Genomic DNA, 26,836 nt, shown 5'->3' on the forward strand with positions numbered 1-26,836 from the left:
GTTCAGTTTGCTGAGGTGGGTCTATTTGAATAAATAACTGCTGTTGCTCGTGAGTATAAGGGCGATAGTATTGTCCACCGCAGTGATAGTAACGGTAGGGACTGGCAACCAGCAAACACCCAATTGGAAGCGCTTGTAAAATATTAATTTGTTGCTGCATGCGTAACGCTTCTTGCCAAGCATGCTCTCTCAGTACTTGATCGCGTACAGCAAAAGCATCAAAAGGCTCTGAGGATTTACGCACAACCACTTTCCCTGCCTGTGCAGGCATTGTGACGATAGCCACACCTACAAACATCAGAATTAACGGTAAATACTTAGTCGCCATAATACTCCTCCCAACATTGCCTAATGTATTGCATCAAACTGGATTTAATTCTCTCCGTAAATGATAATTTAGCACAAAAAAAAGCAGAGCTATCAAGCTCTGCTTTCATATGAGTTAAAAAGAGAAACTTAACCTTTAATGCTCACAAATTCTGGGTATGCATCAATACCACAATCAGATGCATCCATACCTGAGTATTCTTCTTCTTCACTCACACGGATACCGATTGTTACTTTTAGCACCAACCACACCACTAGTGATGCCGCGAATACCCATGCAAAGATAACGGCAGCACCAAATATCTGACCACCGAAGCTAGCATCTGCATTTGATAGCGGTACCAACATCAAGCCTAAGAACCCCGCGACACCATGCACTGAGATTGCACCAACAGGGTCATCAATTTTAATGCGGTCAAAACTAACGATAGAGAAGATAACAACACCACCCGCTACGACACCAATAATACCAGCCATCACAAATGATGGAGATAGTGGGTCAGCTGTAATAGCCACTAGACCCGCTAGAGCACCATTTAAGATCATCGTTAAATCAGCTTTACCCCAAACAATTTTGCATACAATCAATGCTGAAACTGCACCAAAAGCTGCTGCTGAGTTGGTGTTAACAAAAATCTTAGCCACAGCTGTTGCATTTTCCGCATCGGATACTAATAGCTGCGAACCACCATTGAAGCCGAACCAGCCCATCCACAAGATAAACATACCTAGCGTTGCCATTGGTAAGTTAGAACCAGGAATTGGGTTTACTTGGCCATTAGGACCATATTTACCTTTACGAGCACCTAACAGTAATACACCAGAGATAGCTGCTGCTGCGCCTGCCATGTGTACAATGCCACTACCAGCAAAATCAACAAAACCTGCTTCAGCAACGAAACCTCCACCCCATGTCCAGTACCCTGAAATTGGGTAAATCACACCCGTTAACACTACAGAAAAAGCTAAGAAGGCCCATAGCTTCATACGCTCAGCTACTGCACCTGAAACAATAGACATAGCCGTTGCAACGAACACAACTTGGAAGAAAAAGTCTGATTCTAATGCGTGATCGGCATCATCGGCTTGGGTACCAATTAATGAACTAATTGTCGGAATAATACCGCCTTCAGCATTATCGACATACATGATGTTATAACCTAGAAGTAAATACATCACACAAGCAATCGAATATAAGCACACGTTTTTAGTTAAGATTTCAGTGGTATTTTTAGAGCGAACTAAACCTGCTTCTAACATGGCAAAACCGGCTGCCATCCACATGACTAACACACCAGAAATAAGGAAATAGAAAGTATCTAATGCAAACCTTAACTCAGTAACTGTTAACCCTAATTTTGATAACTCTTCCATCACTGCCCCCTTATAGTGCTTCGTTGTCGAGTTCACCCGTACGGATACGGATGGCTTGTTCAAGGTCAGTGACAAAAATTTTGCCATCACCAATCTTACCTGTATGAGCAGCTGAGGTAATTGCCTCTAGCAACATATCGATATTTTCAGCCTTAGTTGCAATCTCAAGCTTCACTTTAGGTAGAAAGTCCACCTGATACTCTGCACCACGATACAGCTCTGTGTGCCCTTTTTGACGACCGAAACCTTTTACTTCGGTGACTGTCATCCCCTCAATGCCGATGCCTGCTATTGCTTCACGGACATCATCTAACTTAAATGGCTTGATGATTGCGCTGACGAGTTTCATCTCGACCTCCAAATAATTGAAAATGGCTATTTTTATTAATGTTGCCAATTACAATTCAATCATTAGGCCAATTATATTAACTATTGAAATATAAAGACTTTACCTTTCATCATTAAATTTGCATGAATGTAAAAGCACTTTAAACGTGCAGAGCTATGATTAAGATGATCAATTTTGGTGCACAATTTTCACACAATAGTTAAATGCGATAAACTCGGCAAAATGCACTAGTTTGGTGCCCAAACACTAGGGCATGTTGATCTTTGCTGATGAGAATTTGTTCGAATTAAAGGACTTTAATCTAGGTGTGAGCCATGACGCTTAGTCATCTAAACCTGTGGTTATGACCACAGTGCTCACAACAATCTGGACTCTTAGCTAAGAGCGCGGTGCTTTTAAACGAACCTTACAGGCAGCACTTGTTGTCATTTCTACTGCTTTAACGACTTATCATGTGGAGTAACCACACATCAAAGCCGCTACCTTGTGTAAATTTCCAACAAGTCGCTGAAAAATAATCTTGAAAGGTCAACAGGCCCTAATCCATCACATAAATTAGCGTTTAGACTCATACTTTCCATTGAGCTGTCCCCGCCTACCAAAGGCAATAACATCAAGGAGTAAGAAAAGCATATTCAGCGATATGGATAAACGATGTAAAAGCGGAATGAGAAAGATGTGAACTGCATGATGAAGTGTTGAAAGCAAGACAAACAATAAATGGCAAGACACAAAAAAGCCCTCAACTGAGGGCTTTTGATTTCACAATTAAGTGATTATTTCATTGAGTGTCTTACTTATAAGTTGCTTCACGCTTTTTAGCTTCAGCTTGCCATTTAGGTACGACATTCTTCTTAAAGTCTTCTTTATCAGCATTCATCTTCTTCATATCCATACCAAGCGCAGCTTGAGCTTTCGCTTTAGTAGAGATATCAGGAAGTGCGATAGGTTGCTTCACACCTTTCGCTGCTAGTAGGTGAGATAGCTTCAAGCGAGCATTTGCTGCTTTATCTACAGAAGTCCCTAAGATACGAAGCGCTTCATCTGCCGCGTGAGCTGCAACACCGTGAGAGGCTGTTGCATAATCCCAGCGCCATTGTGAATGACGGATATCTTTCAGAATTGGCTTCATTTCAGCTTCAGTTGCACCAGCATCCCAAGCTGCTTTAGCTTCAAAGTGAGCGCGAACTAATTGGTATTCTGCACGTTCTTTTAGCTCACCAACTTTATGCTTACGATCTTCTGTAATACCGACCAAGAACTCTTTGCTTTGAGTGTGGCAAGACTTACAAGTTTCTTCGAAGCGATCAAATGGGTTACCCACTTTATGGTCCGTGAACTTACCTTTACCGCTTGGCTTAGCCACTTTAGGCATATGGCAATCAGTACAAGTTACATTGTTCTTACCGTGAACACCTAGTTTCCAAGTTTCATAACCTGGATGCTGCGCTTTTAGCATTGGTGTTTTAGATACTGCATGAGTCCAGTCTGCGAATTCCATGCTGTCATAGTAAACTTCCATTTGCTCAACAGTGGTACCCATATCCCATGGGAACTTCACAAAGCCTTTCTTATCAGCCGTTTTCTCGAAATAGTATTCTACGTGACACTGTGCACAAACCATTGACTGCTTGTCTTTACGAGAAGCTTTTTCAAATGGTGTCCCGATAGCTTCCATTGCACGAGCGGCAAATGGACGAGACATACGTAATTTAGCAGAACCTTTTTCGTGACAATCAGCACAACCGATTGTATTAACTACTTCTGGACCACCTTTGCCCCACTTACCTGTGAAGTAACCTTTTTCACCTTTGTCTTCAATTAAACGTGGTACATCAGGACTCTTACAGCTCCAACATGCCATTGGCATTGGGCCATCAGTGTCTGATTTAGGTGCACCAGTACGTAATGTGTTAGTGACATCTGTAACGGCATACATATGACCACGTGGCGCATTATAATCTTTCGCAAAACCATAACCTGCCCATAAAACCACTAACTCAGGCACTTCTTCCAGCATATCCACAATTTCTTTGCTTTCAGCTGTATCATGCCAAGTTTGATATTGATTCGCGAAGCGTTCTTTATACACTTCGTTGCGAGGCTCCGTTTTGTCGCTTGCGAAAGCGCCAGAAACCATCAAGCTTGCCGCTATCACCGCACTGACTGCAGTCCTTTTCGCGTTCATCTTCATCACCATTTCTCCGTGCAACATTATTTGTTATTTAAAATCACGACCATCAAGCTTAAAACTAACTATTTTAACTTTTTTTAAACATACCTCTTAGTGAGTATACACGTAGAAGTTTGCGCCAGATCAATATGTAAACGTGTTGTAAATCACATTTCTATAAAACTGCTAATAGTATTTACCAAAGATGAAAATTGTTACCAAACAAAAAGCTCTGAAATAATCCAAATGTTATGTACACTCACTCAGCAATAAAACATGTATAAGGCATCAAATGATCAAACGCGGCAGTCTTACTTCAACCATATTAGCCTTAATGCTAGCCTTCATTTTACTTTCTTCAAGTTTAGCGGTTTATGCCATCATAAATTTGTCTATCAGTATCGGCGATGCTAAAGCAATTAATGCCTCGGGCTCTTTGCGTATGCAGAGCTATCGTTTACTGTTATTTGCTCAGCAACACCCTGAAGAAACAGCAATAAAAATATCAAAATTTGAAACTACATTGCACTCACCTGCCCTTCAAAGATCCCTAAACTGGTACTCACCTGATCAGCTTTCAGAACAATATTTACTGGTGATCAACAAGTGGCAAGATATGCGTTCATACATAGTTGAAAAAGACTTACAAAACTATGAGAACAGCCTCAAAGACTTTGTCGACACAATCGACAAGTTAGTATTAGAAATGGAGCTATTTGCCTCATTAAAGCTGCGCTGGCTGGTTATGAGCCAGTTCGCCGGTTTAATCGTCATGCTCATCATTGCAGCGGTAGCCGTTTCTTATACGCGCAAGCGAGTTGTTAAACCTTTGTTATCACTTATGGATAGTGCTGAGACGATTTCCAAAGGTAATTTTGATGTTGAAATGCCTAAAACTGATTACATTGAGTTAACAGCCTTATCAAATGCATTGAAAAAAACCGCTTCTGAACTTTCTGCTCTTTACCAAGATCTTGAGGGGCAAGTTAATGAAAAAACATTAGCGCTCACCCAAGCAAATAACGAACTTAATTTTCTATACGATAATTTGGTCATGCTGCATCAAGATCAATTAGACTATAAACGCCTTCAAGGGGCTTTGAATCACTTAAAACAATTTAAGCAACTCGCATACTTAAGGTTAGTCATCAGTCATGATGATCAAACCAATGACATCATTGAAGCAGAAAGTAGCTGGCCGCAACATGTCGAAGATAGCTTTAGCTTTCCGTTATCAGTGGGTGATCATGACATTGGTTATTTAGAGCTCATTGCAGACCAAAAACCTAACTCTCAGTTATTTCATAATTTCGCGATGATGCTTTCACGATCGATCAGCATCCATAATGCCACTGAACAGAGGCAACAATTAGCATTGATGGAAGAGCGTGCAGTTATTGCTCGAGAACTTCACGACTCATTAGGGCAACTTTTATCTTTCTTGAAAATCCAAGTCAGTTTGCTCAATAAAAGCTTACCAGAAGGATGTAGAAGCACTGAGGTAGAGAAACAGCTTAATGAAATTAAAACGGGTGTTTCTACAGCCTATATTCAATTAAGAGAACTGCTATCAACATTCAGGTTAACCATTAAAGAACCTAATCTAAAACATGCAATGGAAGTCATGTTAGAACAGCTGAGAAGTCAATCTAAAATCGAGTTGAGGCTCAATTTTGAGTTAGCCTCTCATTTACTCGACGTTAAGCAGCATATTCATATTTTACAAATTACCCGTGAAGCCACACTCAATGCAATTAAACATGCTAGTGCGACTGTCGTTGAGATTAACTGTGAGCTGCATGATGATATGATTAAAATCAGTGTCTCTGACGACGGGAAAGGGATTGAACACCTTAAAGAACGTGATCAACATTTTGGCATTGGTATCATGCATGAAAGAGCAAATAAGCTTAACGGTGATGTCACATTTAGTAGTAATATTAACAAAGGGACAAGCGTGACCCTTCGATTTCCACCTCAGCAGGAGCCATTAAATGGGTAAACCCTATTCTGTACTTGTCGTAGACGACCATCCTTTACTTCGTCGAGGTATTTGTGAACTAATCTCTTCAGATGCTGACTTCAGCTTATTTGGAGAAGTAGGCACAGGTTTAGATGCTTTAAATGCATTGAGCCAGAATGAACCCGATATTGTGTTACTCGATTTGAATATGAAGGGGATGTCGGGCTTAGATACACTCAATGCCTTGAGACAAGAAGGCGTTACCTCACGCATCGTTATTTTGACCGTATCAGATGCTAAACAAGATGTCATTCGACTACTTAGAGCGGGAGCAGACGGCTACTTGCTCAAAGATACTGAGCCAGATATATTACTTGAGCAGTTAAAAAATGCCATGCAAGGTCATCGAGTTGTGAGCGATGAAGTAGAAGCTTACATGTATGAACTTAAAAATTCGTCTGAAGATGAAGCATGGTTAGAGAGCTTAACCCCGCGCGAATTACAAATTCTCAAAGAACTTGCTGAAGGTAAGAGCAATCGGGTTATTTCTGAGGACTTACATATCAGTGAAGGCACGGTAAAAGTCCATGTTAAAAACCTGCTTCGCAAAGCCAATGCTAAGTCTCGCACAGAGATGGCGGTGAGATACTTAAACCATTAACAACGATTTCAAGTGAATTGGTTAGACTCAATAGCGCTGATTATTGCAATAAAAAAGCCTAACGAAAGTTAGGCTTTTTTAATTATTGAGCAATGGTACTTACATTTGCTTCTGTAAGTAGTTCTCAATACCAACACGCTCAATCAAGCGTAATTGTTTCTCTAACCAGTACATGTGATCTGACTCAGTATCATCAAGTAACACTTCAAGAATTTCACGTGTTTGGTAATCTCCCTTCACTTCACAAAGTGCAATGACTTTACGTAAGTGATCAGCAACTTGATACTCGTAATTCAAATCGTTTTGCAGCATTTCTTTGACGTCTTTACCGATGTTCAATGCTTCACGGCTTGCTACATCAGGCGTTCCTTCTAGGAACAAGATACGTTGTACCAATTTAGCCGCATGCACCTTCTCGTCATCAGACTCGTGTAAAATGCGTGTATATAGCTCGTTTAAGCCCCAATCCTCGTACATGTGAGCATGTACAAAATATTGGTCCATAGCTGATAGCTCGCCTGTAAGCAAAGCATTAAGCGCGTCGATAACCTCTGGATGACCTTTCATAATATTAATCCTTTCACTTACATTTGAGATTGAAGATAGTTTTGTAGACCCATTTTCTGGATAAGCTCTTGTTGAGCCTCAATCCAATCAATGTGCTCTTCTTCATCTTCCAATAAACTTTCAAGCAAATCACGACTGATGTAGTCATGCTCAATTTCACAAACTTTAATGGCATCACGTAATAAGGCTACCTGCTCAGTTACAGCATCCATATCACATTGCAGCATTTCTTCAGTGTTTTCACCAATTCTCAACTTATCGAGTTGTTGAAGATTCGGTAAGCCTTCCAGAAATAAAACACGCTCAATTAATTTGTCTGCATGCTTCATGTCTTCAATAGACTTTTTATATTCTTTACCATTAAGTTTCTCTAAGCCCCAATGGTTAAACATACGGGCATGTAGAAAATACTGGTTTATTGCCGTTAGCTCACAAGTAAGCACCTGATTGAGCTGGCTAATAACACGAGGTTGGCCTTTCATAGTAAGTTCCTTGGTCAATACTTGATCTAGATCAATATTGGAACAATATAGAGCACCAAAAACCAAAAGGCAAATATTTCCTTTAAATTCAGTCACTTGCTATTGATAAGCATTATCATTACAACTTACTTTTACACTACATGTTTATTACACCAATACAAAAAAAGCCTTCAAAATGAAGGCTCTTTACAAAAATAACAATCTAATATTTAGATTATTCTATTCTGTTCTAATTTAGCTTTCCGCTCAGACTCAGCCATGCGGCGCTTACGTTTGTCACACGGATCATCGCAATCACAGGCTTTTTCAATGCCCAATACCCCAAGACCGCCACAACTTCCTTCCACGGCTTTTTTCTTAATGATGTAACCTACAGACATAAGTAAGAAGAACAACATTAAGATGATGAACGCTGCAAAAAATGTACTCATTTCAATCTCCGTAAACCATTACGTCTATTTTATATAAGGTTTAAATGCTTCGCTATAAAATACTTCATAGCCCTGCTCTGCTTTTTCAATCAACATAACAGGTAAATCTTGTTTCTGCGCTAAATCCAAAGACGCTTGCGTACCTAAGACCATCATAGCAGTAGCATAGGCATCAGCAGTCATACTACTGGGGTGTAACACAGTCGCTGAAGCTAAATTGTGTTTAATAGGATAACCATTACGCGGGTCGATTAGATGCGAGAAACGTTCGCCATTTTCTTCAAAGTAATTACGGTAATCACCAGAAGTCGCCACAGCCATCGTGCCAGGCTCGATCACCTGCTGGATCCGAGCGCCTTGTGAATTAGGCTTTTCAACAGCAATACGCCAAGGTGTACCATCTGCCTTTACCCCTTTAACACTTAGCTCACCACCAATCTCGACTAAATAACCACTAACTTGGTATTTATTAAGAATATTGGCAACTTTATCAACGCCAAAACCTTTGGCAATAGCCGATAGGTTTATTTTAAGTGCTGGGTGAGACTTTTTTAGGCTTCCTGAATGTAAGCTAAACCCATCCATTCCCATCTGAGTTTTTGCAATATCAATCTTGTTCTGTGTCGGTACTTTCGTTGGTTTACTGTCTTCACCAAAGCCCCACAAGTTGATTAGCGGCCCTAAAGTGACATCCAATGCACCATCAGTAACATCATAGAGCCTGATTGCTTCATTTATCACATACGCCGTATCTGCAGATATTGGCAAGCTTTGACCTGGATTAAGTTGATTAAATCGAGTCAGCTCTGAGTTAGGACGATAAGTCGACATTTGATTGTTCACAGCTTCTAACGCTAAATCTATCTCAGCCTGCAACAATTGCGGCTGAGGTAAGCGCTCGCTAGGTACAACTTTAATACTATAGGTTGTCCCCATAGTGTTGCCAGACAAAGAAACGAGTTTGGTTTGTTCACCACATGCTGAAATCGACATCAGCAAAATCAACAAGACAACAGCTTGAACAAAACGATTTATCATTAAACAACATACCTTTTTAAAAACAAAAAAATTGCAGCTTGTTTTAACATGACGCTCACTGTCAAACAAAGCTGCAATTCCATTTCAAGCTACTTTAATGTGTTCGGAGGTTAGCCACCAAAATCATCAAGTAGAATGTTTTCATCTTCTACACCAAGATCTTTTAGCATACCAATTACGGCTGCATTCATCATTGGTGGGCCACACATGTAGAACTCACAATCTTCTGGTGCTTCATGGTCACGCAAGTAGTTTTCATACAGTACGTTATGAATAAAGCCAGTGTAACCTTCCCAGTTATCTTCAGGTTGTGGATCAGAAAGTGCAACATGCCACTTAAAGTTCTCATTGGTTGCTGCTAAGCCATCAAAATCTTCAACATAGAACATTTCACGCTTAGAACGTGCACCATACCAGAAGCTCATCTTACGCTTAGAGTTAAGACGCTTAAGTTGGTCAAATATGTGCGAACGCATTGGTGCCATACCTGCACCACCACCAATAAATACCATTTCTGCATCAGTGTCTTTAGCAAAGAACTCACCGAATGGACCAGAAATAGTCACTTTATCACCAGCTTTCAGGCTCCAAATGTATGATGACATTTTACCACAAGGCAGGCTTAAGTTACGTGGAGGAGGCGTTGCAATACGCACATTCAACATAATAACGCCAAACTCTTCTGGGTAGTTAGCCATTGAGTAAGCACGAATTGTTTCTTCATCAACCTTTGATTCAAGATTAAAGAAACCAAAGTGTTCCCAGTCACCACGATACTCTTCAGGTACATCAAATTCAGCATACTTCACATGATGTGCAGGGGCTTCGATTTGAATATAACCACCCGCACGGAATGGTACTGATTCGCCATCAGGGATCTGCAGCTTAAGCTCTTTAATGAACGTCGCTTTGTTATCGTTTGAGATAACTTCACATTCCCACTTCTTGATGCCGAAGATTTCTTCATCAAGTTCGATTTCCATGTCAGATTTCACGTTTACCTGACAAGATAAACGACAACCCTGACGTGCTTCACCTTTGCTGATGTGGTCAAGCTCAGTTGGTAGAATATCACCACCACCTGACTTCACATTCACGCGACACTGACCACATGAGCCACCGCCACCACAAGCACTTGATACAAAGATACCGTTATCGGCCAATGCACCCAGCAGTTTACCACCAGCGCCTGTTTGAATTGCTTTTTCTGCGTCGCCGTTGATACCAATTGTGATATCGCCGCTTGCCACTAACTTTGATTTAGCGAATAAAATCACTAATACCAAAATCAAGACAATCGTTGTAAACATACTCACACCTAGATAAACATCTATTGGAGTAGATTCAAGAATACCCATTCACTTATCCTTAAAGGTTCAAATTAATGCTTCGTTCAAGTGCCGCTTACAGCGACACACCAGAGAACGACATGAAACCTAGAGCCATTAGGCCTGCAGTCACAAAGGTAATACCTAAGCCACGTAAACCATCTGGCACATCAGAATATTTCATTTTCTCACGAATACCGGCAAGCAATACCAGTGCAAGTGCCCAACCGATACCAGAACCGATACCAAACACTAAGCTTTCACCCAGGTTGTAGTCACGCTCAACCATAAATGAAACCGCACCAAAGATTGCACAGTTCACCGTGATTAATGGTAAGAAAATACCCAGTGCGTTATACAAAGGTGGGAAATACTTGTCTAAGGTCATTTCCAAAATTTGTACTAACGCAGCAATCACACCGATGAAGGTAATGAACTTCAAGAAGCTCAAATCAGCTTCTGGCACACCCGCCCACGCTAATGCGCCTGGTGCTAGAAAGCTTTGGTAAATGATTTGGTTAGTTGGTACCGCAATAGCTAATACAACAATTACAGCAACACCCAAACCCATCGATGTTTTCACTTTCTTCGATACAGCCAAGAAGGTACACATACCGAGGAAAAACGACAGGGCCATGTTTTCAATAAAAACAGAGCGAATTAATAAACTAATATAATGTTCCATTTCGCTTACCCTTTTGCTTCTACTTGATCAGGCTTGTAAGTACGGATCATCCAGATTAAACCACCGATTAAGAAGAACGCACTTGGTGGAAGAAGTAATAATCCGTTTGGTTGATACCAACCACCATCAGCGACACGAGCTAAAATCTCTACGCCGAATAACGAACCGTTACCAAATAACTCACGGACGAAGCCAACTGATAATAGAATTGCACCATAACCAAGACCGTTACCGATACCGTCCATGAAGCTCAACATTGGTGGAGTCTTCATTGCATACGCTTCGGCACGCCCCATCACAATACAGTTGGTAATAATCAGACCAACGAATACTGACAACTGCTTAGCAACATCGTACGCATAGGCTTGAAGCACTTGGTCAACAACAATTACCAAAGAGGCAATAACTGTCATTTGTACGATGATACGAACGCTACTTGGAATATGAGCACGTAGTAATGAAATAAATAGGTTTGAAAACGCACAAACGGCTGTTAGTGCAATTGTCATCACCAATGCAGTTTCCATTTTGCTGGTTACAGCAAGAGCACTACATACACCCAGGATTTGCAATGCAATCGGGTTGTTATTAATGATTGGTCCGGTCAGAACCTGCTTGACGCCTTTCGCTTCAGACATTAGCTCAACCCTCCGTTGCGTGCTTTCTCAATAAATTTAGCGAAGCCTTCTTCACCTAACCAAAACTCAAGAGAGTACTGAACACCGTTACCCGTCAAAGTTGCACCAGAAAGCGCATCAACACCGAATTCAGAGTTAGCAACGACAGGGTTTTTGGTCACTTTAATCGCGATTTCACCATCATCATTGAAAAGCTTCTTGCCTTTCCACTTAGCAATCCATTGTGGATTTTGAACTTCACCACCAAGACCCGGTGTTTCACCAGCACCAGTGAAGTCGTAATACACTAATGAACGAATCGTGTTCAAGTCAGCTTCAACAGCTAAGAAAGCAAACATCGTTGACCAAAGGCCATACCCTTTAACAGGGATAATCACAGTTTTCAGCTGTTGGTTATCATCACGAACCAGGTAAATCACACCTTGGTTTGCTACGCGTTTAACTGAAGCGATGTCGTTTTGCGGAACAAAAGAAGTTGCTGGCGTACGAGCAGCCTTTTCAACGTCAAAGGTATTGCCGTCTACTGAGTCAACCCAGTCACCGGTTTTCAAATCAACAACTTTAGCTTCAACATACTTATTGTATGTCTCGATAATCTCAGCACGAGCCATTTTACCCTTGCTGTCATCAACCAAACCTGCTGCCGCTAGAATGTATTTTTGCTTATCTAATAACTTGTTCTCTAACTGAGTAGGCTTTAATAAAACCGCTGCAGTAGATACCAGCATAGAACAGACAAAACACAGACCGATTACAACAAACAGTGTTTTACCGAAAGATTCTTTATTACTAGCCACGTGCAATCCTCCGCTTAATATTAGCTTGAACCACAAAGTGGTCGAAAAGCGGTGCAAACAAGTTAGCGAATAAGATGGCTAACATCATGCCTTCTGGGAAAGCAGGGTTGATCACACGGATAAATACCGCCATCGCACCAATTAAGAAACCGTAAGCCCATTTAGCTTGGTTAGTGAACGACGCTGAAACAGGGTCAGTCGCCATAAACATCATACCAAACGCAAAGCCACCTAATACTAAGTGCCAGTGCCAAGGCATCTCGAACATTGGGTTGGTATCGCTACCAATCAGGTTCAGTAGTAATGAAACGGCAATCAAACCGGCCATCACACCACCCACAATGCGCCAAGAAGCGATACGGGTATAAATAATGACTAAGCCACCCAATAGAATCGCAAAGGTAGATACTTCACCCACAGAACCGGCAATGAAACCGAAGAATGCATCAGTCCAGCTCGCAGTTGCATAATCAAGCGTACCTTGTGCTGCTTGACTCAATGCTGTTGCACCAGAGAATCCATCAGCCACAACCCAAGTGGTATCACCTGACATATTTAATGGGTAAGCAAAGAATAAGAATGCACGCCCTGCTAGTGCTGGGTTCAAGAAGTTTCGGCCAGTACCACCAAAAATCTCTTTCGCCACAACGACACCGAAGGTAATACCTAGCGCCACCATCCATAATGGAATCGTCGCCGGTAATGTCAGTGCGAACAGAACTGAAGTCACGAAGAACCCTTCATTCACTTCATGGCCTCTAACAGACGCAAATAACACTTCCCAGAAACCACCCACCGCGAATGTCACCGCGTAGATAGGCAAAAAGAAGCAAGCCCCGTAGACCATCAAGCCTGCAATGCCTGTTTCAGCCGTTAACTGGCCGCAAAGCATTTCAAACAGGCCAACTTGCCACATATCAGGAGTACCAAAGCCAGCTACCAACGCAATTTGCGCTTGTAAGCCAACGTTGTACATACCAAAGAACATCGCAGGGAAAGTACATGCCCAAACGGTGATCATCATGCGTTTTAGGTCAAGGTTGTCACGAACGTGCGTTGCACCTTTGTTTACCTTACCAGGGGTATAAAATACAGTAGCCGCAGCTTCATAGAGTGCGTACCACTTTTCGTATTTACCGCCTTTTTCAAATTGCGGTTCAATACGCTCGATAAAATCTTTCAAGCTCATTAGCCTTCCCTCTCGATCGTATCTAAGCAGTCTCGTAGATATGAACCGTAGTCATATTTACCTGGGCAGACGAACGTACACAGTGCTAAATCTTCTTCATCTAGTTCTAAAGCACCAAGCTGTACTGCACCATCGTAATCACCTGACACAAGGTCACGCAGTAACATGGTAGGTAATATGTCCAACGGCATCACGCGCTCAAAGTTACCAATCGGCACCATCGCACGATCAGAACCACCAGTACTGGTTGTCATTTTGAACAAACGAGAAGAACCTAAGTGGCCTAAGAATGCACGGGTGATTGAGAACTTATCTGCACCAGGCATTGCCCAACCAAATAGTTCTTTTTCAGTACCTTCTTCTAATAGGCTCACTTGCTGGTGATAACGCCCTAGATAATCATGAGGACCATTAGCTGTGCGACCACTTAATACCGAACCAGAAATCATACGAACCACATCCCCCTGTGCTTCGTTTTCAGTCAATTCAGATATTTTAGCGCCTAAGCGAGTTTTGATAAGGCGAGGTTGCTTAGCCAGCGGGCCACAGATAGCCACAACGCGATCTGTGATTATTTCACCTTGAGTGAATAGCTGGCCAATGGTAATCACATCTTGATAGCCAACATGCCATACAGAGCGATTAACTGACGCAGGCATCAAGTTATGAATATGCGTACCGGCTAAACCTGCAGGGTGTTTACCAGCAAATTCATGCACTTGTGCATTTGCAGCTGGAATATCCGCACCAGGAGCTTTACAAAGGAATACTTCACCGTCAACTAAGTTCGATAGAACTTTAATGCCGTTAGCAAAATCATCTTTGTTTTCAGCAATGATTACTGCAGGATCCGCAGCCAAAGGCTGAGTATCTATCGCGGTAACAAAAATACCTGCAGGCTTTGCATCAACTGCTGGGACTTTACTGAAAGGGCGGGTACGAATAGTCGTCCACAAACCTGATTCAATCAGATTATCACGGACGGCTTGCTCATCAAGTGATTCAAGTTGGTCAGCGCTATACTTTGCGAACGAGATACCATCATCCCCTTCGACCTCGATAACAACTGATTGAAGTACGCGTTTGGCACCTCGGTTGATTTCTATAATGGTACCACTGGCTAAAGCTGTATATTTTACGCCCAGATTCTTTTTATCTTCAAAAAGAACCTGACCTTTTTGTACTTTATCGCCTACTTTAATCTTCATGGTAGGACGTAAGCCAATATACTCTTCACCCAAGGTAGCTACGTGTTTAATGGCTGGGCCATTATGGATAACTTGCTCTGGTCCGCCTGCTATAGGCAGTTCCAATCCTTTCTTAATTGTAATCATATCCACAAGCACTACGTTTGAAGGAAAGACAATGCGCACGTTCCGCTACAAAAACAAAGTGTCAACAAAACAAAGCGTTAACAAACAAACCGTTTTTGAGCTAGCGCAGATTTAACACGAAAAATGCGATCATAATCACGCTGGTCGCGCGCATTTTACCCCAAATATGAGACTATCGCCACGAAAATTATAGGTATTTTCAAACTAAGGCACGTCTAATGCATTAACAAATAAAAAAGCGATAAAAAGGGGTTTAACATTATAAAAAATCGACTTAATCTCTCGAGCCAAAATTAATATAACACTAATTTTTAAAAGAATTATTCAGAATTGATTAATAAAAAAACTATTAGTAAATACAAATAAAGCTCAGCCTTATACAAGACCGAGTTTTAACATATTTTAAACAAAAGCCATTAACATAATAGCTTACAATGGGTTAGAAGCGACCTTGATAGCCGATCAGTGTTGTCAATTCCGACTGTCCATTGATACCCAAAGGAGTGTGCTGTGAGATAAGTGCTTCATCTAACGCGTTTTCCACTCTCACATAAATATTGTGTTGTTGTGAGAATGCATAATTAGCCGCTACATCAAGCTTCCACTGGCCATCAATTGAATAATTTTCAACTTGATCAGAAACCTTATAGCCTAACTCTGATTGATAAAGCGCATTAAACATCAATGAGAATGAGCCGATGATTAAGCCGGTATTAATTGTCGCTTGATGCTCGGGCACCCAAGGTAATTGCACATCTTTGCCATAACAGGCAAAAAAGTTACAGCCTTCCTCTTCAATTTCAGCTTTGGCATATAAATACTGCGCGGTAAATGGAATGCTGAATGAATCAAAGTTCATGTGATAGCTCAATGACAAGTCAGCCCCCATCACAGCCACATCACTGATATTGTCCTGTACTGTTTTACCCTGATAATTACAAGGTATAGCCCAACTACAGCTCATGTGCTGGTTATCAAAGTCATGGTAATAAACACTTGAAGCTACGCCTAGACGCTCACCTTGATAACGCCCAGACACTTCATACTGCAATGCTTCTTGCGGTTTTTGTTCCGCATTACCTGCTGAGGCGGCTGTCCAAGCTTGTTTAGCTGAAAGCGCAACCGACCAGCTTGACTGACGATACCCCAGCTCCAATGAAGGCAACCAGCCGTCATTAGTAAAATCCGCCGCATCTAAACCGCTAAAGTTAGCACCAACTTCTCTTGATACATCAACATTCTCATAGCCTAAACCAATGTTCATATATAAGTTGTCATAATTTAGTTGTGTATCAACTGCTGTGGTAAGGGCCGTTGCGTCATCTTTATATTCGATAACGGGTGACAACTCACCTGCTGTCAAGCTGAGATCTTGGCCATACATCCAATCTTGATAACCTAAACGCATTTCAGCCTTGTCGTGATGATAACGTGCCGTATAAATCACTTTATGGGCGCCATGCAAGGTTTCACCACGAGTTTGAATCCCGAACCCCTCAAGATCATTACTCTGTGCCATGCTACCTAACATCAGACCTTGCGCTACTGGTGCTTGCTCAAACTGGGCAATGGTTGACAATCCAGTCGGTGTTAGCAACATATCGTCGAGATATTGCATTTGATTTATACGTTGCTCTTGGCTTTGATAATAAAAGTCGGTCAACATATTTGCTTGCGATGATAGCTTCACCTCGTGGGCAACCACATAGCGATAACGCTTACTTTGCTCATTATCTTGGCTAGAGGAAAAGTAACGCGTAGCAGGTTTGGCGTTAAAATCAGCAGGTGTGATACCCACTGGGCTAATATCATTGTCATTATTAATATATTGAAAACTAAATTCAGTACGCTGTGGCTTTCTTGCCCCAGCTAAGCTATCAGCTGCAATTTTAAATAATACGTCTGTGTTACTGTATTCTGCATCAAAGCCTTTACTGAAGCCCACATCTTTACTGGCTTTTTGATAATCGACAGCCAATAACATGCCATATTGCTTTGATTGACCACTGGTAATAAAACCGCCAGTAATATCGCCATCCTGGCTTGTCTCTGCATTAATAACCGTTTCCATGTCTTTAGGGCTAATTTTCACACTCTGGTAATTTAGTGCTCCGAATGAACCTTGGCCACCTAAAGACACCTCAGTCATGCTCGCGACATTGAGGCCGGTCATCATCAACAAATTGGGCTGGACTTGTACATTAGATGAATAAGGTGCTGGCGCTAAAAAAATACCATCTTGTTGAAGTGCAACACCATTTACCGCACCACGATTGACAACGGTATTAACTGAGCCAGCCGAAGCGGGTAACGCAATCATTCCAGCTTGAGCCACTGGCATTTCACTTGTGCGGTAATGAAACTGCTCGGCAGTCACGTTTAGATCAACCGAGTTCGCCCCAGCCTCGACTGTAGAATCAATTGCTGCGGCAGCGAAAGGTGAGTATCCCGACAAAACAATTGCAGTGGCAACCACTGACAAACTAAATTGGCGACTAGACATAGTTATCTCCATATATGTGTCTTTTCACGCAAAAAATAGGCTATTTGTTTTATACAATAACGGTTTCAGTCACATAAAAACAGCTTTGACGCAACTTTAACTTAACAGCTTTTGCTTAATATCAAGACTTTAGCTTATTGCTAGCAAACGCAAGACACAAAAAAAGCGACATTTCTGTCGCTTCTTCATGTTCAACCTTGCAAAATTACAGGGTTTTCAAAATCTCATCAGGCAAAGTAATGTCATCATTATGATTCACCTTAATGCCTGCGGCAATAATATCACGAGCAATCAGCTGAGCCTGTTCTAACGAGTGCATTTCAAAAGTACCACATTGATATTCATTGAGCTCTGGAATGTCATTCTGGTTAGTCACTTTTAGCACATCTTCCATTGCTGCTAACCAAGACTCTGCCACATCAGCTTCAGATGGCGTACCGATCAAACTCATGTAAAAACCGGTTCTGCACCCCATTGGCGAAATATCAATAATCTCTACTTGCGCTGAATTAAGGTGATCGCGCATGAAACCAGCAAAAAGATGTTCCAGAGTATGAATACCTCGTTCACTTAAGATGGCCTTATTCGGGATACAAAAACGCAGATCAAATACAGTGATAGTATCGCCTTTAGGCGTACTCATATGTTTAGCAACCCTTACAGCAGGTGCATGCATTCGCGTATGATCAACAGTAAAACTATCTAGTAGTGGCATGAGGCTCTCCCAAAATTCTTTTGGCCAATGTCGAAAGGAGAAAGCATAACATTAATTCTCTCGAAAAATACTGACCAAGGTGCAATTATATTGCCTGTTGAATATATCTCAGCACCTGTAACAACCTGAGCTACTGAGCATACTTCTCCAATGCATTGTGAGTGTAACCATAATAGCGTTTCAGTTTTATTTCACTTTCAAGATACGCCTTAAGCACCTTATTGAACATTGGGTCCTGTTCAGCCTGACTCAAGAGAACGTCATCTCTTACAGAGCGCAATGCGGTAATCACTGACTGAGGAAAAGGTTTAACAATCACACCATGCTGATTCACTAATTCATCTAGCGCCTCGATATGCCCATGGGTGTAATCACTGAGCATATCTTCATTAATCGCTCTTGCAGCGACTCTCACAATAACTTGTAAATCTTTAGGTAAGTCTTGATAAGCAGACTGATTAATAATGAATTCCATATTAGAGCTAGGCTCGTGCCAGCCCGGGTAATACAAATACTTCGCGACTTGATATAAACCTAGTGGCTTATCATTATAAGGCCCCACCCATTCTGCCGCATCTATTTGCTGTGTTTGCAAAGCGCTATAAATTTCTCTACCAGGGATATCATCGGTAGCCAATCCTCCCAATGAAGCTAACATCTCGCCACCAATTCCAGGCAATCGCATCTTAAGGCCTTTAAAGTCCTCAGGAGAATTAATGGGTTTCTTAAACCAGCCACCCATTTGCATGCCTGTGTTTCCTCCTGCCATAGGAATAACATCAAAAGGTGCATAAACCTCTTGCCACAACTCTAGGCCACCACCATGGTGTAACCAGGTATTCATTTGCTCGGCATTCATGCCAAAAGGAATGGATGAAAAAAACTGCACCGCAGGTACTTTGTCTTTCCAGTAATAGGGGGCACTATGCCCCATTTCAACTGTGCCACTGCTTACCCCATCAAACACGGCTAATGCAGGCATAATCTCCCCTGCACCATATACATGGATCACCAGTCGGCCATTGGACATAGATTTTACTAACTGAGCAAACCTTTCTGGCGCCATGCCTAAGCCAGGTAAGTTTTTTGGCCAAGAGGTCACTAAACGCCACTCAATTGCCGGCGCTTGGGCATCGGTGACTTGAGTTGTGACAGGGGCAGGCTTTTCACAACCTAAAAGAAATAACGATGCAACTAACCAGGATATTATTGCTCTTTTACTCATTGATAATCCTTGATCGAATTGACCAACACATTTCATTAACATACTGCTTTGTGTACATAAACGCCAGCATTGTCAAAGTTCACTGAGCAAAAAAAACCTCGCGTTGCGAGGTTTTGAAATAAGTTGTGCATTAACCTTTACAATTTGGGGTCTTAGGTACCGCCTCTACATTCTGCCATTCAGATGCTGTATAGGTATTGATTGAGAGTGCATGAACACCATTTTCTAACTCGTGAGCCAAGGCTTGATTCACACTGCGATGTCTGGCAATCAGCCGTTGCCCTTCAAAGTTGTCGCTGACAACAACCACTTTGAAATGCGTTTCCGAATTTGGTGGCACATGATGACGGTTACTCTCATTGATCACTTCTAAATGAAGTGGAGAGAATGCTTGATTTAGTTTTTCAGTAATCTGTTGTTGAACTACCATAGTCAACTCTTCTCACTTTGATTCAAGAGCAGGCAGATTAATTGTTTAACTTAAAAAATACAAATTTAGCATATCAACACCGTAATAATTTAAGTGATCTTGCTCTGAAAACACCTAAATTATCTGTTGAGTTAAGTCACATTATTCATTGAATAACCAACATACTAAGATGGCGAATAGTAATACGGCGTAATTTTCCTGAACGTTAGATTAATTCTAGACTCTTTTATTTTCAGACGCTTAGGCAAAGAATGCTGCCAAATGGATTGCATGCCAGCTGCCATTACCAATACATCACCTGCAGATAATGCATAACTGTAGTTAGCTTTAGTCTCTTTATGTCGCACAAAAAAGTCTCTCGTTGCACCTAAAGAGACTGAAACAATCGCAGTATCCTCATCTAATTCAGGTTCATTATCACTGTGCCACCCCATACAATCATGACCATCTCGATAGTGATTGATCAACACACTATTACAATCAATATTCAGTTGTTGTAGCAGCTGTTGCCTTAATTCTAATAACCTGGGGGTCCAAGGGTAAGGAGCAATTCGTTGAGAGGAATACTGATAATCACAGCCATCATCGGCCATCCACAGCTGCTGACGTGGGATGTAATGTTGCTTACCGAATACCTTCACCTGAATTTGCTCAAGCGGACATAACAAAACCTCTTGCCAAAGTTTGGCTTGAAGCTCTGTTGTTAGAAAATCATGGTACAAGGTAACTGGTGGCTCAAGCTTGATAGTTTGAGGACATAATTCATCAGCTAGATTTTGCAAAATCGCCTCACTATTTCTGAACATTAACGGTCAAAATTACCGCTTGTTACAATTGACTCTCACCAACAAAACTTAAACCATAGCCCCATAAAGAAAAGAAATATATAGTTTTATATTAGGGCCTGTTGATCTTTCAAGATTATTTTTGCAGCGACTTGTTGGAAATTTATATAAGGAAGCGTCTTTGATGTGTGGTTATTCCACATGATAAGTCGTTAACGCAGTAGAAATGACAACAAGTGCTGCCTGTAAGGTTCGTTTAAAAGCACTTTACTCATTGTTGTGAACGAATTTGTTTAGATGACTAAACGTCATCGCTCACGCCGCAATTAAAGTGCTTTTAATTCGAACAAATTCTAATCAACAAAGATCAACAGGCCCTAGTATTTAATGGAGGAAATATTAATGGTTAACCCACGCCAAACACATCAACTTGATACTGATGATTTGGATACCGAGTACGATTTTGGTGAAGCACAATCCCAACAGAATTGGGTGCCTTTAGCCGAGTTATCACTGCAGCGTAATGACCCTAACTACCCTAAATCGATATTAACAATAAGCATCATGATAAGCAGTGCAATTTTAATTGCCATTTTTGCTATCCTCACATTAGCAAAACCCGCACCGTTTAATGTGGCTGTGATTATCGCAATATCAACGACCTTGATAGCTACTGCTATCGTTAGTCTAATTTATGCTATTTCTAAGCGCGTGTTTTATGGCGTATTCGAACATGAATTTGTCATGCGAGAAGGTTTATTTTGGATTGCTACAACCTCACTGCCCTATACTCGCCTTCAACACGTCAACATTTCACAAGGGCCTTTAGAGCGCCATTTTAATCTGGTTTCTCTGAAATGTTTCAGTGCTGGCAGCGGTTCTGCTGAGATAGATTTACCAGGCATCAACGCTGAACAAGCCGTTCATTTACGCCAACATATACTTCATTGCGCGGCTAGTCATAGAGACAAACTGAATATAGATGAACTCGTTGATGATATGCAGGACTTTGCATTGCCTGATCCGCACCCAGAACATATTGCCCAAACTCCACCAGACCCGATTTCCATACTTGAGCAATGCAATTCCCCCCAGCAACAAAGTGACCTTAATAAAGATAATGAGATTAAGGGTAACTCAAATGGATAAGGAAGCTACTGCCGATTCAACAAAGCAAGATACTCAGGATTTAAGCCAATGGCGTGCGTTATCACCTTGGTCGATGATCAGTAATATTGTTAAAACTGTGATTCAAATTTTCAGTAATGGCTTTGCATTAATCCCAATTGTTTATACCGGTTGGCAAAAAGGCTTTAGTTTGCAATGGTCTTTAATCGCAACCAGCGTGTTGTTGTTATTATTATCAATTTCAGCATTTATTGAATGGCGCAGGTTTCGCTTTAGAATTAATAACGATCAGTTAGAGGTAAAACGCGGCCTACTATTCACCAAGAAAAATGAAATTCCGCTGAACAAAATTCAAAACATCCGTTATGAGCTGCCGTTCTATTTCAGGCCGTTAAATCTCGCGACCTTAGTCGTTGAAACTGCGGGGTCAGCGAAAGATGAAGCCAGCCTCAGTGCCTTAGGTGTAGAAGAAGCATACGCATTAAAAGCCACCTTACTAAAGAAAAATAGTCAAACCAGTACGCATGAGAATCAAGCTCAAGCTGCAACAAACGCTTCGAATATGGAAGCTAGCTCTGCAACATTAGATGATGCACAGGAATCAACATTACTGACCAAACGCAGCCTAAAAGAGCTAGTGATATTTGGTTTATACCAGAACAACTTTATTTGGTTTGCTATTGTTGCAGGTCCCGTTGCTGGCCAAATTCAGTGGGAGGAAGTGTTTAATATGCCCTTTTTCCAACAAGCATTGTTATGGGCAGACAGTCACACCCAGCAGAACTTTGCTTTGCAGTTCATGCTGTTTATCAGCTTACTGCTATTCTTTTATGGTTTAATTTCAGCCATATCAATTTTAGCGTCAGTATTAAAATATCACCCTTACCGCTTACGTGAGAGCAAACAAACTCTACAACGCAGCGGCGGTGTTATTTCCCACCAGCAAGATTCACTTAAAATTCACCGCGTGCAGATACTTCATTTTGAACAGCCAGTCATTGCTCGTTTGTTCAAACGTTGGACCCTTTACTTTAAGCAAGTACGCGGCCAAGAAGTTGAACAACGAACTAAAAAACATATGCTACTGCCCAGCTTAACCCGCACCGAAATCGCACCTTTATTATCGCAGCTACCGAAACTGAGCGGTGCTGAGGCTGATATGCCTAAAAAATATCAATCAATTAATATCAATTGGTTTTATAAGCGTGCCCAGCTAGCCATGGTGCCAGCAACGATTGTGTCGATTGTATTAACACTGTTACCGGAACCTGAAGCACCGCCTTACGAGTTATACTGGGGCATCACGGCGATGATTATTGGATTGCTGTTTTTGCGTTTTAAGCAATGGGGCTATGTCATCGAAGAAGATGTGGTATGGCAACACACTGGGCTACTTGGCCATAACTGGAAACGCATCCCTTATGACAAAATACAACATGTTCGCTTAACCCAAACCCGTGCTCAAGCTAAGTCTGGCCTTGCTTATTTAGAGTTAGGCTTAGCCAGTGGGACTCTATTGCTACCCTACATTCCAATAGATATCGCCAATAAAGTTGTCGCAAAATTGATGAACAGAGTAAGCCATGATCACAGCAATTGGATATAAACAAATTCAGTTGCTGTAAGCGATTATAAAAAAGGAATGATGAACTTTATGCCGTGAGAATTGACTACTCATATGCAGCAACTGCATATGAGTAGTTAAATATTTGGTGTAAATTAAATTAGTTATTTAACCACCAACACAGGGCAACTCGCTTTATTAGCAATCGCTTCCGCAACATTATCATGTAAGAAATGATCTAAGCCTGAACGGCCATGGCTGGCAATCACTACCATGCCGACATCACCACTATTGGCTTCGGCAAGGATTTCATCGATTGCATCACCACGACGAATAACAGTTTCAACTTTCAATTCCGTGTCTAATTGAGAAAGTAATTCATGCATTCTCTCTGCCGCTGCCTTTTCCATACTCTTGGCCAACTCATCCGGTGTAATCGCCAAAATCATGTAATTCTCATCACCAAAAGGCTGATCAACAACATGCAAAATTTTAATGCCAACTTGATATAGATTTGCCATTTCAATGGCATATCGAAGTGCGTGAGAGGCTGTTTCTGAAAAGTCAGTGGGCCAGAGTATCGTTTTCGTACGCATAATTTGTTCCCTCCATGTTGCTGATAACAAAACTAACTTTCAATTTAAGTGTAGATGCCACAGGGACATTTCTCAGTGATCAACATCAAATCTATGTCCAATAGTTGCACAATTCAATATAACCACCTATCATTGACCGACTAATCAGTCGGTTGAAATTCAGGCATATTGAGTTTTTAACTGACGCTTGTAGAAATGTTAATTTGCGTAAGCTTTTTCGCTTAATGATTTTTCATATTACGCAGGGCAGAAATAAGCTTAACTAACAGACATCTCAGCGAAGGCTCAGTGAACCAACCTGCGAGAAGTCAACTAAAGGGTAAAGGCATATACATGAATATGGCAATTGATAAACAAGTAAACGCAACACTTGCAGAAACACTTCAAACACAGAAAGCGGCTTTTCTTGCAAACCCATACCCAAGTTATGCATCACGTAAGAGCAAGCTAGAAGCTTTAAAGCAGGCAATAATTGATCATCAACAAGACATTGTTGATGCACTAAAACAAGACTATGGCCACCGTTCAGCTAGCGATACGCGTATTTCTGATATATTACCCAGTATCAACAACATCAATTACACCCTAAAAAACCTTAAGAAGTGGATGAAGCCCAGTAAAAGGCACGCAGGGTTACTGTTATCTCCCTCAAAGGTGGCGGTTCAATTTCAACCTTTAGGTGTTGTAGGGATTATAGTGCCATGGAATTTCCCTATTACCTTGTCCATTGGGCCGTTGGCTACCGCGATTGCTGCAGGTAACCGTGCAATGATCAAGATGTCTGAGTTTACACCAGCACTGAATAAGGTTCTCACGCAAGTTTTAGCTAAGGTATTTGAGCAAGATGAAGTGACCGTGGTTGAAGGTGAAGCAGACGTTGCTGCGCAGTTTTCTAGCTTAGCCTTTGATCATTTATTATTTACTGGTTCAACTGTGGTCGGTAAGCATGTGATGAAAGCGGCATCACAAAACCTCACTCCAGTGACACTTGAATTAGGTGGAAAGTCACCGGTCATTATTGCACCTGACATTGATATGAAGACGGCTGTCGAGCGTTTAATTTATGGTAAATGCCTTAATGCAGGCCAAATTTGTGTGGCCCCTGACTATATTCTTTGTCCTGAAGACAGAGTGGCCGAGTTTACCGCCGAGTATCAAGCTAAATTCCAATCTATGTATCCTGACTTTGCTCACAATGATGACTACACCAATGTGATTAATGACAGGCAGTACCAACGATTAATGAATGTCATTGAAGATGCCGTCATCAAAGGGGCAACCGTTACCCCTGCTAATGGTGAACAACATCATGCCGGCAAACGTAAGCTGGCCACACAGTTACTGACTGGGGTCACACCAGAAATGCTAGTGATGCAAGATGAAATATTTGGCCCTATTCTACCCATTATCAGCTATAACAAACTTGATGATGCTATCAGTTACATCCAAGCACATGACCGCCCGTTAGCGCTTTATATCATGAGTTTTGATAAACAAACCCAGCAACAGATATTAGCCAAAACCCACTCAGGTGGCGTGTGTATCAATGAGTCTATCTTCCATGTTGCGGCAGACGATGCTCCGTTTGGCGGTATTGGGCCATCAGGCATGGGACATTACCATGGTAAAGAAGGCTTCTTGACCTTCAGTCATGCGAAAACCGTATTACATAGTGGTAAGTTTAATTCTGGCGTGATGGTTCATCCACCTTATGGCAGCAAGCTTCAAAACTTATTAATGAAATTCTTCATTAGGTAGGCAGTATCATGGTAAAACAATCGTCAACCAAGAGACCTATTGATAAAAAGCAAGCCGTACTTGATGCGGCTTTGGCTTTATTTGTGGAGCACGGTTTTCACAGTACTTCTACAGCCTCAATAGCGAAACATGCAAAAGTCGCTACGGGTACCTTGTTCCATCACTTTCCATCAAAAGAAGCTATTCTATCGGCGTTATTTGTTAGCATCAAAACCGATTTTGCTACAGACTTAGCGCAGCAATACCAGCTCACAGGACAACTCAAGCAAGATGCTCAACAGCTCTGGCAACTTGCTATTGACTGGGCAATAAAACATCCATTAAAACAGCAGTTTTTCTTACAATACTCACTATCATCAAGCATTCCAAGTAGTGTTCGCCAATACGCGATGACAGAGATCTTAACTCTCATTACGGATTTAATTGAACAAGGTCAACAGCAAGGACTAATTGTGAATTACCCAGTATCCCTCATGCTTGAAAACTGCCATGGTCAATACCTAGCTGCGATTCGTTTCTTTACTGATAATCCCGAATTTGGATATCAGTCAGAATATCGTGATGCAAGTTTTCTATTGTTCTGGCGAGCAATTGCCATCGAGTAAACCTTAACCCAATAACCCCATTTCACTTTTATAGCAGTAAATGAGTAGGCACTAACATTGAGCACCCCCAGCAAAATCATACATTTACATAACACAATGCATCAGTTTGTATCAAATCACCTTCCAATGATTACTGGATTAAGTAACAATGTTAATATTAATGAATATAAATGTTACTGGGTATAACGATA

At 41.4% G+C, this 26,836-nt stretch carries 25 protein-coding genes and 1 pseudogene; 6 read left to right on the forward strand and 20 right to left on the reverse strand.

Annotated elements, in window-relative coordinates; translation table 11 throughout:
• Positions 1-7 precede the first annotated feature (7 nt).
• The 4 genes and pseudogenes from ACHUGF_RS11265 to nrfA all read right to left on the reverse strand — a co-directional run.
• Positions 8-298, reverse strand: a pseudogene (locus ACHUGF_RS11265) (hypothetical protein); the annotation flags it as partial.
• Between the two features lie 158 nt (positions 299-456).
• Positions 457-1,701: an ammonium transporter gene (locus ACHUGF_RS11270; RefSeq protein ID WP_394131232.1), complete on the reverse strand. Its 1,245-nt coding sequence runs from the start codon at positions 1,699-1,701 to the stop codon at positions 457-459.
• A gap of 10 nt (positions 1,702-1,711) precedes the next feature.
• Complete coding sequence (locus ACHUGF_RS11275; RefSeq protein ID WP_394131234.1) at positions 1,712-2,050, reverse strand: P-II family nitrogen regulator; 339 nt, start codon at positions 2,048-2,050, stop codon at positions 1,712-1,714.
• A 793-nt stretch (positions 2,051-2,843) separates the two neighbouring features.
• Positions 2,844-4,250, reverse strand: coding sequence for an ammonia-forming nitrite reductase cytochrome c552 subunit (nrfA, locus tag ACHUGF_RS11280; RefSeq protein WP_394131377.1), 1,407 nt, complete (start codon positions 4,248-4,250; stop codon positions 2,844-2,846).
• A 265-nt stretch (positions 4,251-4,515) separates the two neighbouring features.
• Here nrfA and narQ point away from each other — a divergent pair, with 265 nt between their 5' ends.
• Positions 4,516-6,225 (forward strand): nitrate/nitrite two-component system sensor histidine kinase NarQ, encoded by a 1,710-nt coding sequence (gene narQ / locus ACHUGF_RS11285; RefSeq protein WP_394131236.1) that lies wholly within the window; start codon positions 4,516-4,518, stop codon positions 6,223-6,225.
• On the forward strand, positions 6,218-6,847 hold the full coding sequence (locus ACHUGF_RS11290; RefSeq protein ID WP_394131237.1) for a response regulator: 630 nt from the start codon (positions 6,218-6,220) through the stop codon (positions 6,845-6,847). Before narQ ends, ACHUGF_RS11290 begins: the two co-directional genes overlap by 8 nt.
• A 99-nt stretch (positions 6,848-6,946) precedes the next feature.
• Here ACHUGF_RS11290 and bfr (ACHUGF_RS11295) read toward each other — a convergent pair whose 3' ends face one another.
• The 15 genes from bfr (ACHUGF_RS11295) to ACHUGF_RS11365 all read right to left on the reverse strand — a co-directional run bounded on the left by bfr (ACHUGF_RS11295) (position 6,947) and on the right by ACHUGF_RS11365 (position 21,015).
• Positions 6,947-7,414, reverse strand: a complete 468-nt coding sequence (bfr, locus tag ACHUGF_RS11295) for a bacterioferritin (protein ID WP_394131239.1) — start codon at positions 7,412-7,414, stop codon at positions 6,947-6,949.
• A 17-nt stretch (positions 7,415-7,431) separates the two neighbouring features.
• The gene (gene bfr, locus ACHUGF_RS11300) at positions 7,432-7,896 is read right to left on the reverse strand and encodes a bacterioferritin (RefSeq protein ID WP_394131241.1); all 465 of its coding nucleotides are present in this window, start codon (positions 7,894-7,896) and stop codon (positions 7,432-7,434) included.
• 209 nt (positions 7,897-8,105) lie between these two features.
• Complete coding sequence (gene nqrM, locus ACHUGF_RS11305) at positions 8,106-8,327, reverse strand: (Na+)-NQR maturation NqrM (protein WP_394131243.1); 222 nt, start codon at positions 8,325-8,327, stop codon at positions 8,106-8,108.
• Between the two features lie 24 nt (positions 8,328-8,351).
• On the reverse strand, positions 8,352-9,365 hold the full coding sequence (locus ACHUGF_RS11310; RefSeq protein ID WP_394131245.1) for an FAD:protein FMN transferase: 1,014 nt from the start codon (positions 9,363-9,365) through the stop codon (positions 8,352-8,354).
• Positions 9,366-9,475: 110 nt separating this feature from the next.
• Positions 9,476-10,723 carry an NADH:ubiquinone reductase (Na(+)-transporting) subunit F gene (gene nqrF / locus ACHUGF_RS11315; RefSeq protein WP_394131247.1) on the reverse strand — a complete coding sequence of 416 codons (1,248 nt, stop codon included), beginning with the start codon at positions 10,721-10,723 and terminating at the stop codon, positions 9,476-9,478.
• 46 nt (positions 10,724-10,769) lie between these two features.
• A complete protein-coding gene (gene nqrE / locus ACHUGF_RS11320; protein ID WP_394131249.1) occupies positions 10,770-11,378 on the reverse strand; it encodes an NADH:ubiquinone reductase (Na(+)-transporting) subunit E in 609 nt (202 codons plus the stop codon).
• Between the two features lie 5 nt (positions 11,379-11,383).
• Positions 11,384-12,016 (reverse strand): NADH:ubiquinone reductase (Na(+)-transporting) subunit D, encoded by a 633-nt coding sequence (locus tag ACHUGF_RS11325; protein ID WP_394131251.1) that lies wholly within the window; start codon positions 12,014-12,016, stop codon positions 11,384-11,386.
• On the reverse strand, positions 12,016-12,813 hold the full coding sequence (locus tag ACHUGF_RS11330) for a Na(+)-translocating NADH-quinone reductase subunit C (protein ID WP_394131253.1): 798 nt from the start codon (positions 12,811-12,813) through the stop codon (positions 12,016-12,018). The genes ACHUGF_RS11325 and ACHUGF_RS11330 overlap by 1 nt, the downstream gene beginning before the upstream one ends.
• Positions 12,806-14,002: an NADH:ubiquinone reductase (Na(+)-transporting) subunit B gene (locus ACHUGF_RS11335; RefSeq protein WP_394131255.1), complete on the reverse strand. Its 1,197-nt coding sequence runs from the start codon at positions 14,000-14,002 to the stop codon at positions 12,806-12,808. Before ACHUGF_RS11335 ends, ACHUGF_RS11330 begins: the two co-directional genes overlap by 8 nt.
• The gene (locus tag ACHUGF_RS11340; RefSeq protein WP_394131257.1) at positions 14,002-15,336 is read right to left on the reverse strand and encodes a Na(+)-translocating NADH-quinone reductase subunit A; all 1,335 of its coding nucleotides are present in this window, start codon (positions 15,334-15,336) and stop codon (positions 14,002-14,004) included. Before ACHUGF_RS11340 ends, ACHUGF_RS11335 begins: the two co-directional genes overlap by 1 nt.
• Before the next feature lie 439 nt (positions 15,337-15,775).
• Entirely contained in the window at positions 15,776-17,839 is a 2,064-nt protein-coding gene (locus ACHUGF_RS11345) for a TonB-dependent receptor domain-containing protein (protein WP_394131259.1), read from the reverse strand.
• Positions 17,840-18,044: 205 nt separating this feature from the next.
• Positions 18,045-18,554: an S-ribosylhomocysteine lyase gene (gene luxS, locus ACHUGF_RS11350; RefSeq protein WP_394131260.1), complete on the reverse strand. Its 510-nt coding sequence runs from the start codon at positions 18,552-18,554 to the stop codon at positions 18,045-18,047.
• Between the two features lie 130 nt (positions 18,555-18,684).
• On the reverse strand, positions 18,685-19,779 hold the full coding sequence (locus tag ACHUGF_RS11355; protein ID WP_394131261.1) for a TRAP transporter substrate-binding protein: 1,095 nt from the start codon (positions 19,777-19,779) through the stop codon (positions 18,685-18,687).
• A gap of 130 nt (positions 19,780-19,909) precedes the next feature.
• A complete protein-coding gene (locus ACHUGF_RS11360) occupies positions 19,910-20,209 on the reverse strand; it encodes a BolA family protein (protein WP_394131263.1) in 300 nt (99 codons plus the stop codon).
• A 164-nt stretch (positions 20,210-20,373) separates the two neighbouring features.
• Positions 20,374-21,015, reverse strand: a complete 642-nt coding sequence (locus ACHUGF_RS11365) for an alpha-ketoglutarate-dependent dioxygenase AlkB family protein (protein ID WP_394131264.1) — start codon at positions 21,013-21,015, stop codon at positions 20,374-20,376.
• 381 nt (positions 21,016-21,396) lie between these two features.
• On the opposite strand from ACHUGF_RS11365, the gene ACHUGF_RS11370 reads away from it, so the two are divergent.
• Positions 21,397-22,143 (forward strand): PH domain-containing protein, encoded by a 747-nt coding sequence (locus ACHUGF_RS11370; protein ID WP_394131266.1) that lies wholly within the window; start codon positions 21,397-21,399, stop codon positions 22,141-22,143.
• Positions 22,136-23,728, forward strand: coding sequence for a PH domain-containing protein (locus ACHUGF_RS11375; protein ID WP_394131268.1), 1,593 nt, complete (start codon positions 22,136-22,138; stop codon positions 23,726-23,728). The genes ACHUGF_RS11370 and ACHUGF_RS11375 overlap by 8 nt, the downstream gene beginning before the upstream one ends.
• A 122-nt stretch (positions 23,729-23,850) precedes the next feature.
• Here ACHUGF_RS11375 and ACHUGF_RS11380 read toward each other — a convergent pair whose 3' ends face one another.
• Entirely contained in the window at positions 23,851-24,282 is a 432-nt protein-coding gene (locus ACHUGF_RS11380) for a universal stress protein (protein ID WP_394131270.1), read from the reverse strand.
• Between the two features lie 333 nt (positions 24,283-24,615).
• On the opposite strand from ACHUGF_RS11380, the gene ACHUGF_RS11385 reads away from it, so the two are divergent.
• Complete coding sequence (locus ACHUGF_RS11385; RefSeq protein ID WP_394131272.1) at positions 24,616-26,040, forward strand: coniferyl aldehyde dehydrogenase; 1,425 nt, start codon at positions 24,616-24,618, stop codon at positions 26,038-26,040.
• 8 nt (positions 26,041-26,048) lie between these two features.
• The gene (locus tag ACHUGF_RS11390) at positions 26,049-26,645 is read left to right on the forward strand and encodes a TetR/AcrR family transcriptional regulator (protein WP_394131274.1); all 597 of its coding nucleotides are present in this window, start codon (positions 26,049-26,051) and stop codon (positions 26,643-26,645) included.
• The last annotated feature ends 191 nt before the right edge of the window (positions 26,646-26,836 follow it).

It is taken from the genome of Shewanella maritima, assembly GCF_043643735.1.
GTDB lineage: Bacteria > Pseudomonadota > Gammaproteobacteria > Enterobacterales > Shewanellaceae > Shewanella > Shewanella maritima_A.

Coding starts and splice junctions, on each gene's coding strand:
- ACHUGF_RS11270 (WP_394131232.1), bottom strand. CDS start 1,701: ATGGAAGAGTTATCAAAATTAGGGTTAACAGTTACTGAGTTAAGGTTT.
- ACHUGF_RS11275 (WP_394131234.1), bottom strand. CDS start 2,050: ATGAAACTCGTCAGCGCAATCATCAAGCCATTTAAGTTAGATGATGTC.
- nrfA (WP_394131377.1), bottom strand. CDS start 4,250: ATGGTGATGAAGATGAACGCGAAAAGGACTGCAGTCAGTGCGGTGATA.
- narQ (WP_394131236.1), top strand. CDS start 4,516: ATGATCAAACGCGGCAGTCTTACTTCAACCATATTAGCCTTAATGCTA.
- ACHUGF_RS11290 (WP_394131237.1), top strand. CDS start 6,218: ATGGGTAAACCCTATTCTGTACTTGTCGTAGACGACCATCCTTTACTT.
- bfr (WP_394131239.1), bottom strand. CDS start 7,414: ATGAAAGGTCATCCAGAGGTTATCGACGCGCTTAATGCTTTGCTTACA.
- bfr (WP_394131241.1), bottom strand. CDS start 7,896: ATGAAAGGCCAACCTCGTGTTATTAGCCAGCTCAATCAGGTGCTTACT.
- nqrM (WP_394131243.1), bottom strand. CDS start 8,327: ATGAGTACATTTTTTGCAGCGTTCATCATCTTAATGTTGTTCTTCTTA.
- ACHUGF_RS11310 (WP_394131245.1), bottom strand. CDS start 9,365: ATGATAAATCGTTTTGTTCAAGCTGTTGTCTTGTTGATTTTGCTGATG.
- nqrF (WP_394131247.1), bottom strand. CDS start 10,723: ATGGGTATTCTTGAATCTACTCCAATAGATGTTTATCTAGGTGTGAGT.
- nqrE (WP_394131249.1), bottom strand. CDS start 11,378: ATGGAACATTATATTAGTTTATTAATTCGCTCTGTTTTTATTGAAAAC.
- ACHUGF_RS11325 (WP_394131251.1), bottom strand. CDS start 12,016: ATGTCTGAAGCGAAAGGCGTCAAGCAGGTTCTGACCGGACCAATCATT.
- ACHUGF_RS11335 (WP_394131255.1), bottom strand. CDS start 14,002: ATGAGCTTGAAAGATTTTATCGAGCGTATTGAACCGCAATTTGAAAAA.
- ACHUGF_RS11340 (WP_394131257.1), bottom strand. CDS start 15,336: ATGATTACAATTAAGAAAGGATTGGAACTGCCTATAGCAGGCGGACCA.
- ACHUGF_RS11345 (WP_394131259.1), bottom strand. CDS start 17,839: ATGTCTAGTCGCCAATTTAGTTTGTCAGTGGTTGCCACTGCAATTGTT.
- luxS (WP_394131260.1), bottom strand. CDS start 18,554: ATGCCACTACTAGATAGTTTTACTGTTGATCATACGCGAATGCATGCA.
- ACHUGF_RS11355 (WP_394131261.1), bottom strand. CDS start 19,779: ATGAGTAAAAGAGCAATAATATCCTGGTTAGTTGCATCGTTATTTCTT.
- ACHUGF_RS11360 (WP_394131263.1), bottom strand. CDS start 20,209: ATGGTAGTTCAACAACAGATTACTGAAAAACTAAATCAAGCATTCTCT.
- ACHUGF_RS11365 (WP_394131264.1), bottom strand. CDS start 21,015: ATGTTCAGAAATAGTGAGGCGATTTTGCAAAATCTAGCTGATGAATTA.
- ACHUGF_RS11370 (WP_394131266.1), top strand. CDS start 21,397: ATGGTTAACCCACGCCAAACACATCAACTTGATACTGATGATTTGGAT.
- ACHUGF_RS11375 (WP_394131268.1), top strand. CDS start 22,136: ATGGATAAGGAAGCTACTGCCGATTCAACAAAGCAAGATACTCAGGAT.
- ACHUGF_RS11380 (WP_394131270.1), bottom strand. CDS start 24,282: ATGCGTACGAAAACGATACTCTGGCCCACTGACTTTTCAGAAACAGCC.
- ACHUGF_RS11385 (WP_394131272.1), top strand. CDS start 24,616: ATGAATATGGCAATTGATAAACAAGTAAACGCAACACTTGCAGAAACA.
- ACHUGF_RS11390 (WP_394131274.1), top strand. CDS start 26,049: ATGGTAAAACAATCGTCAACCAAGAGACCTATTGATAAAAAGCAAGCC.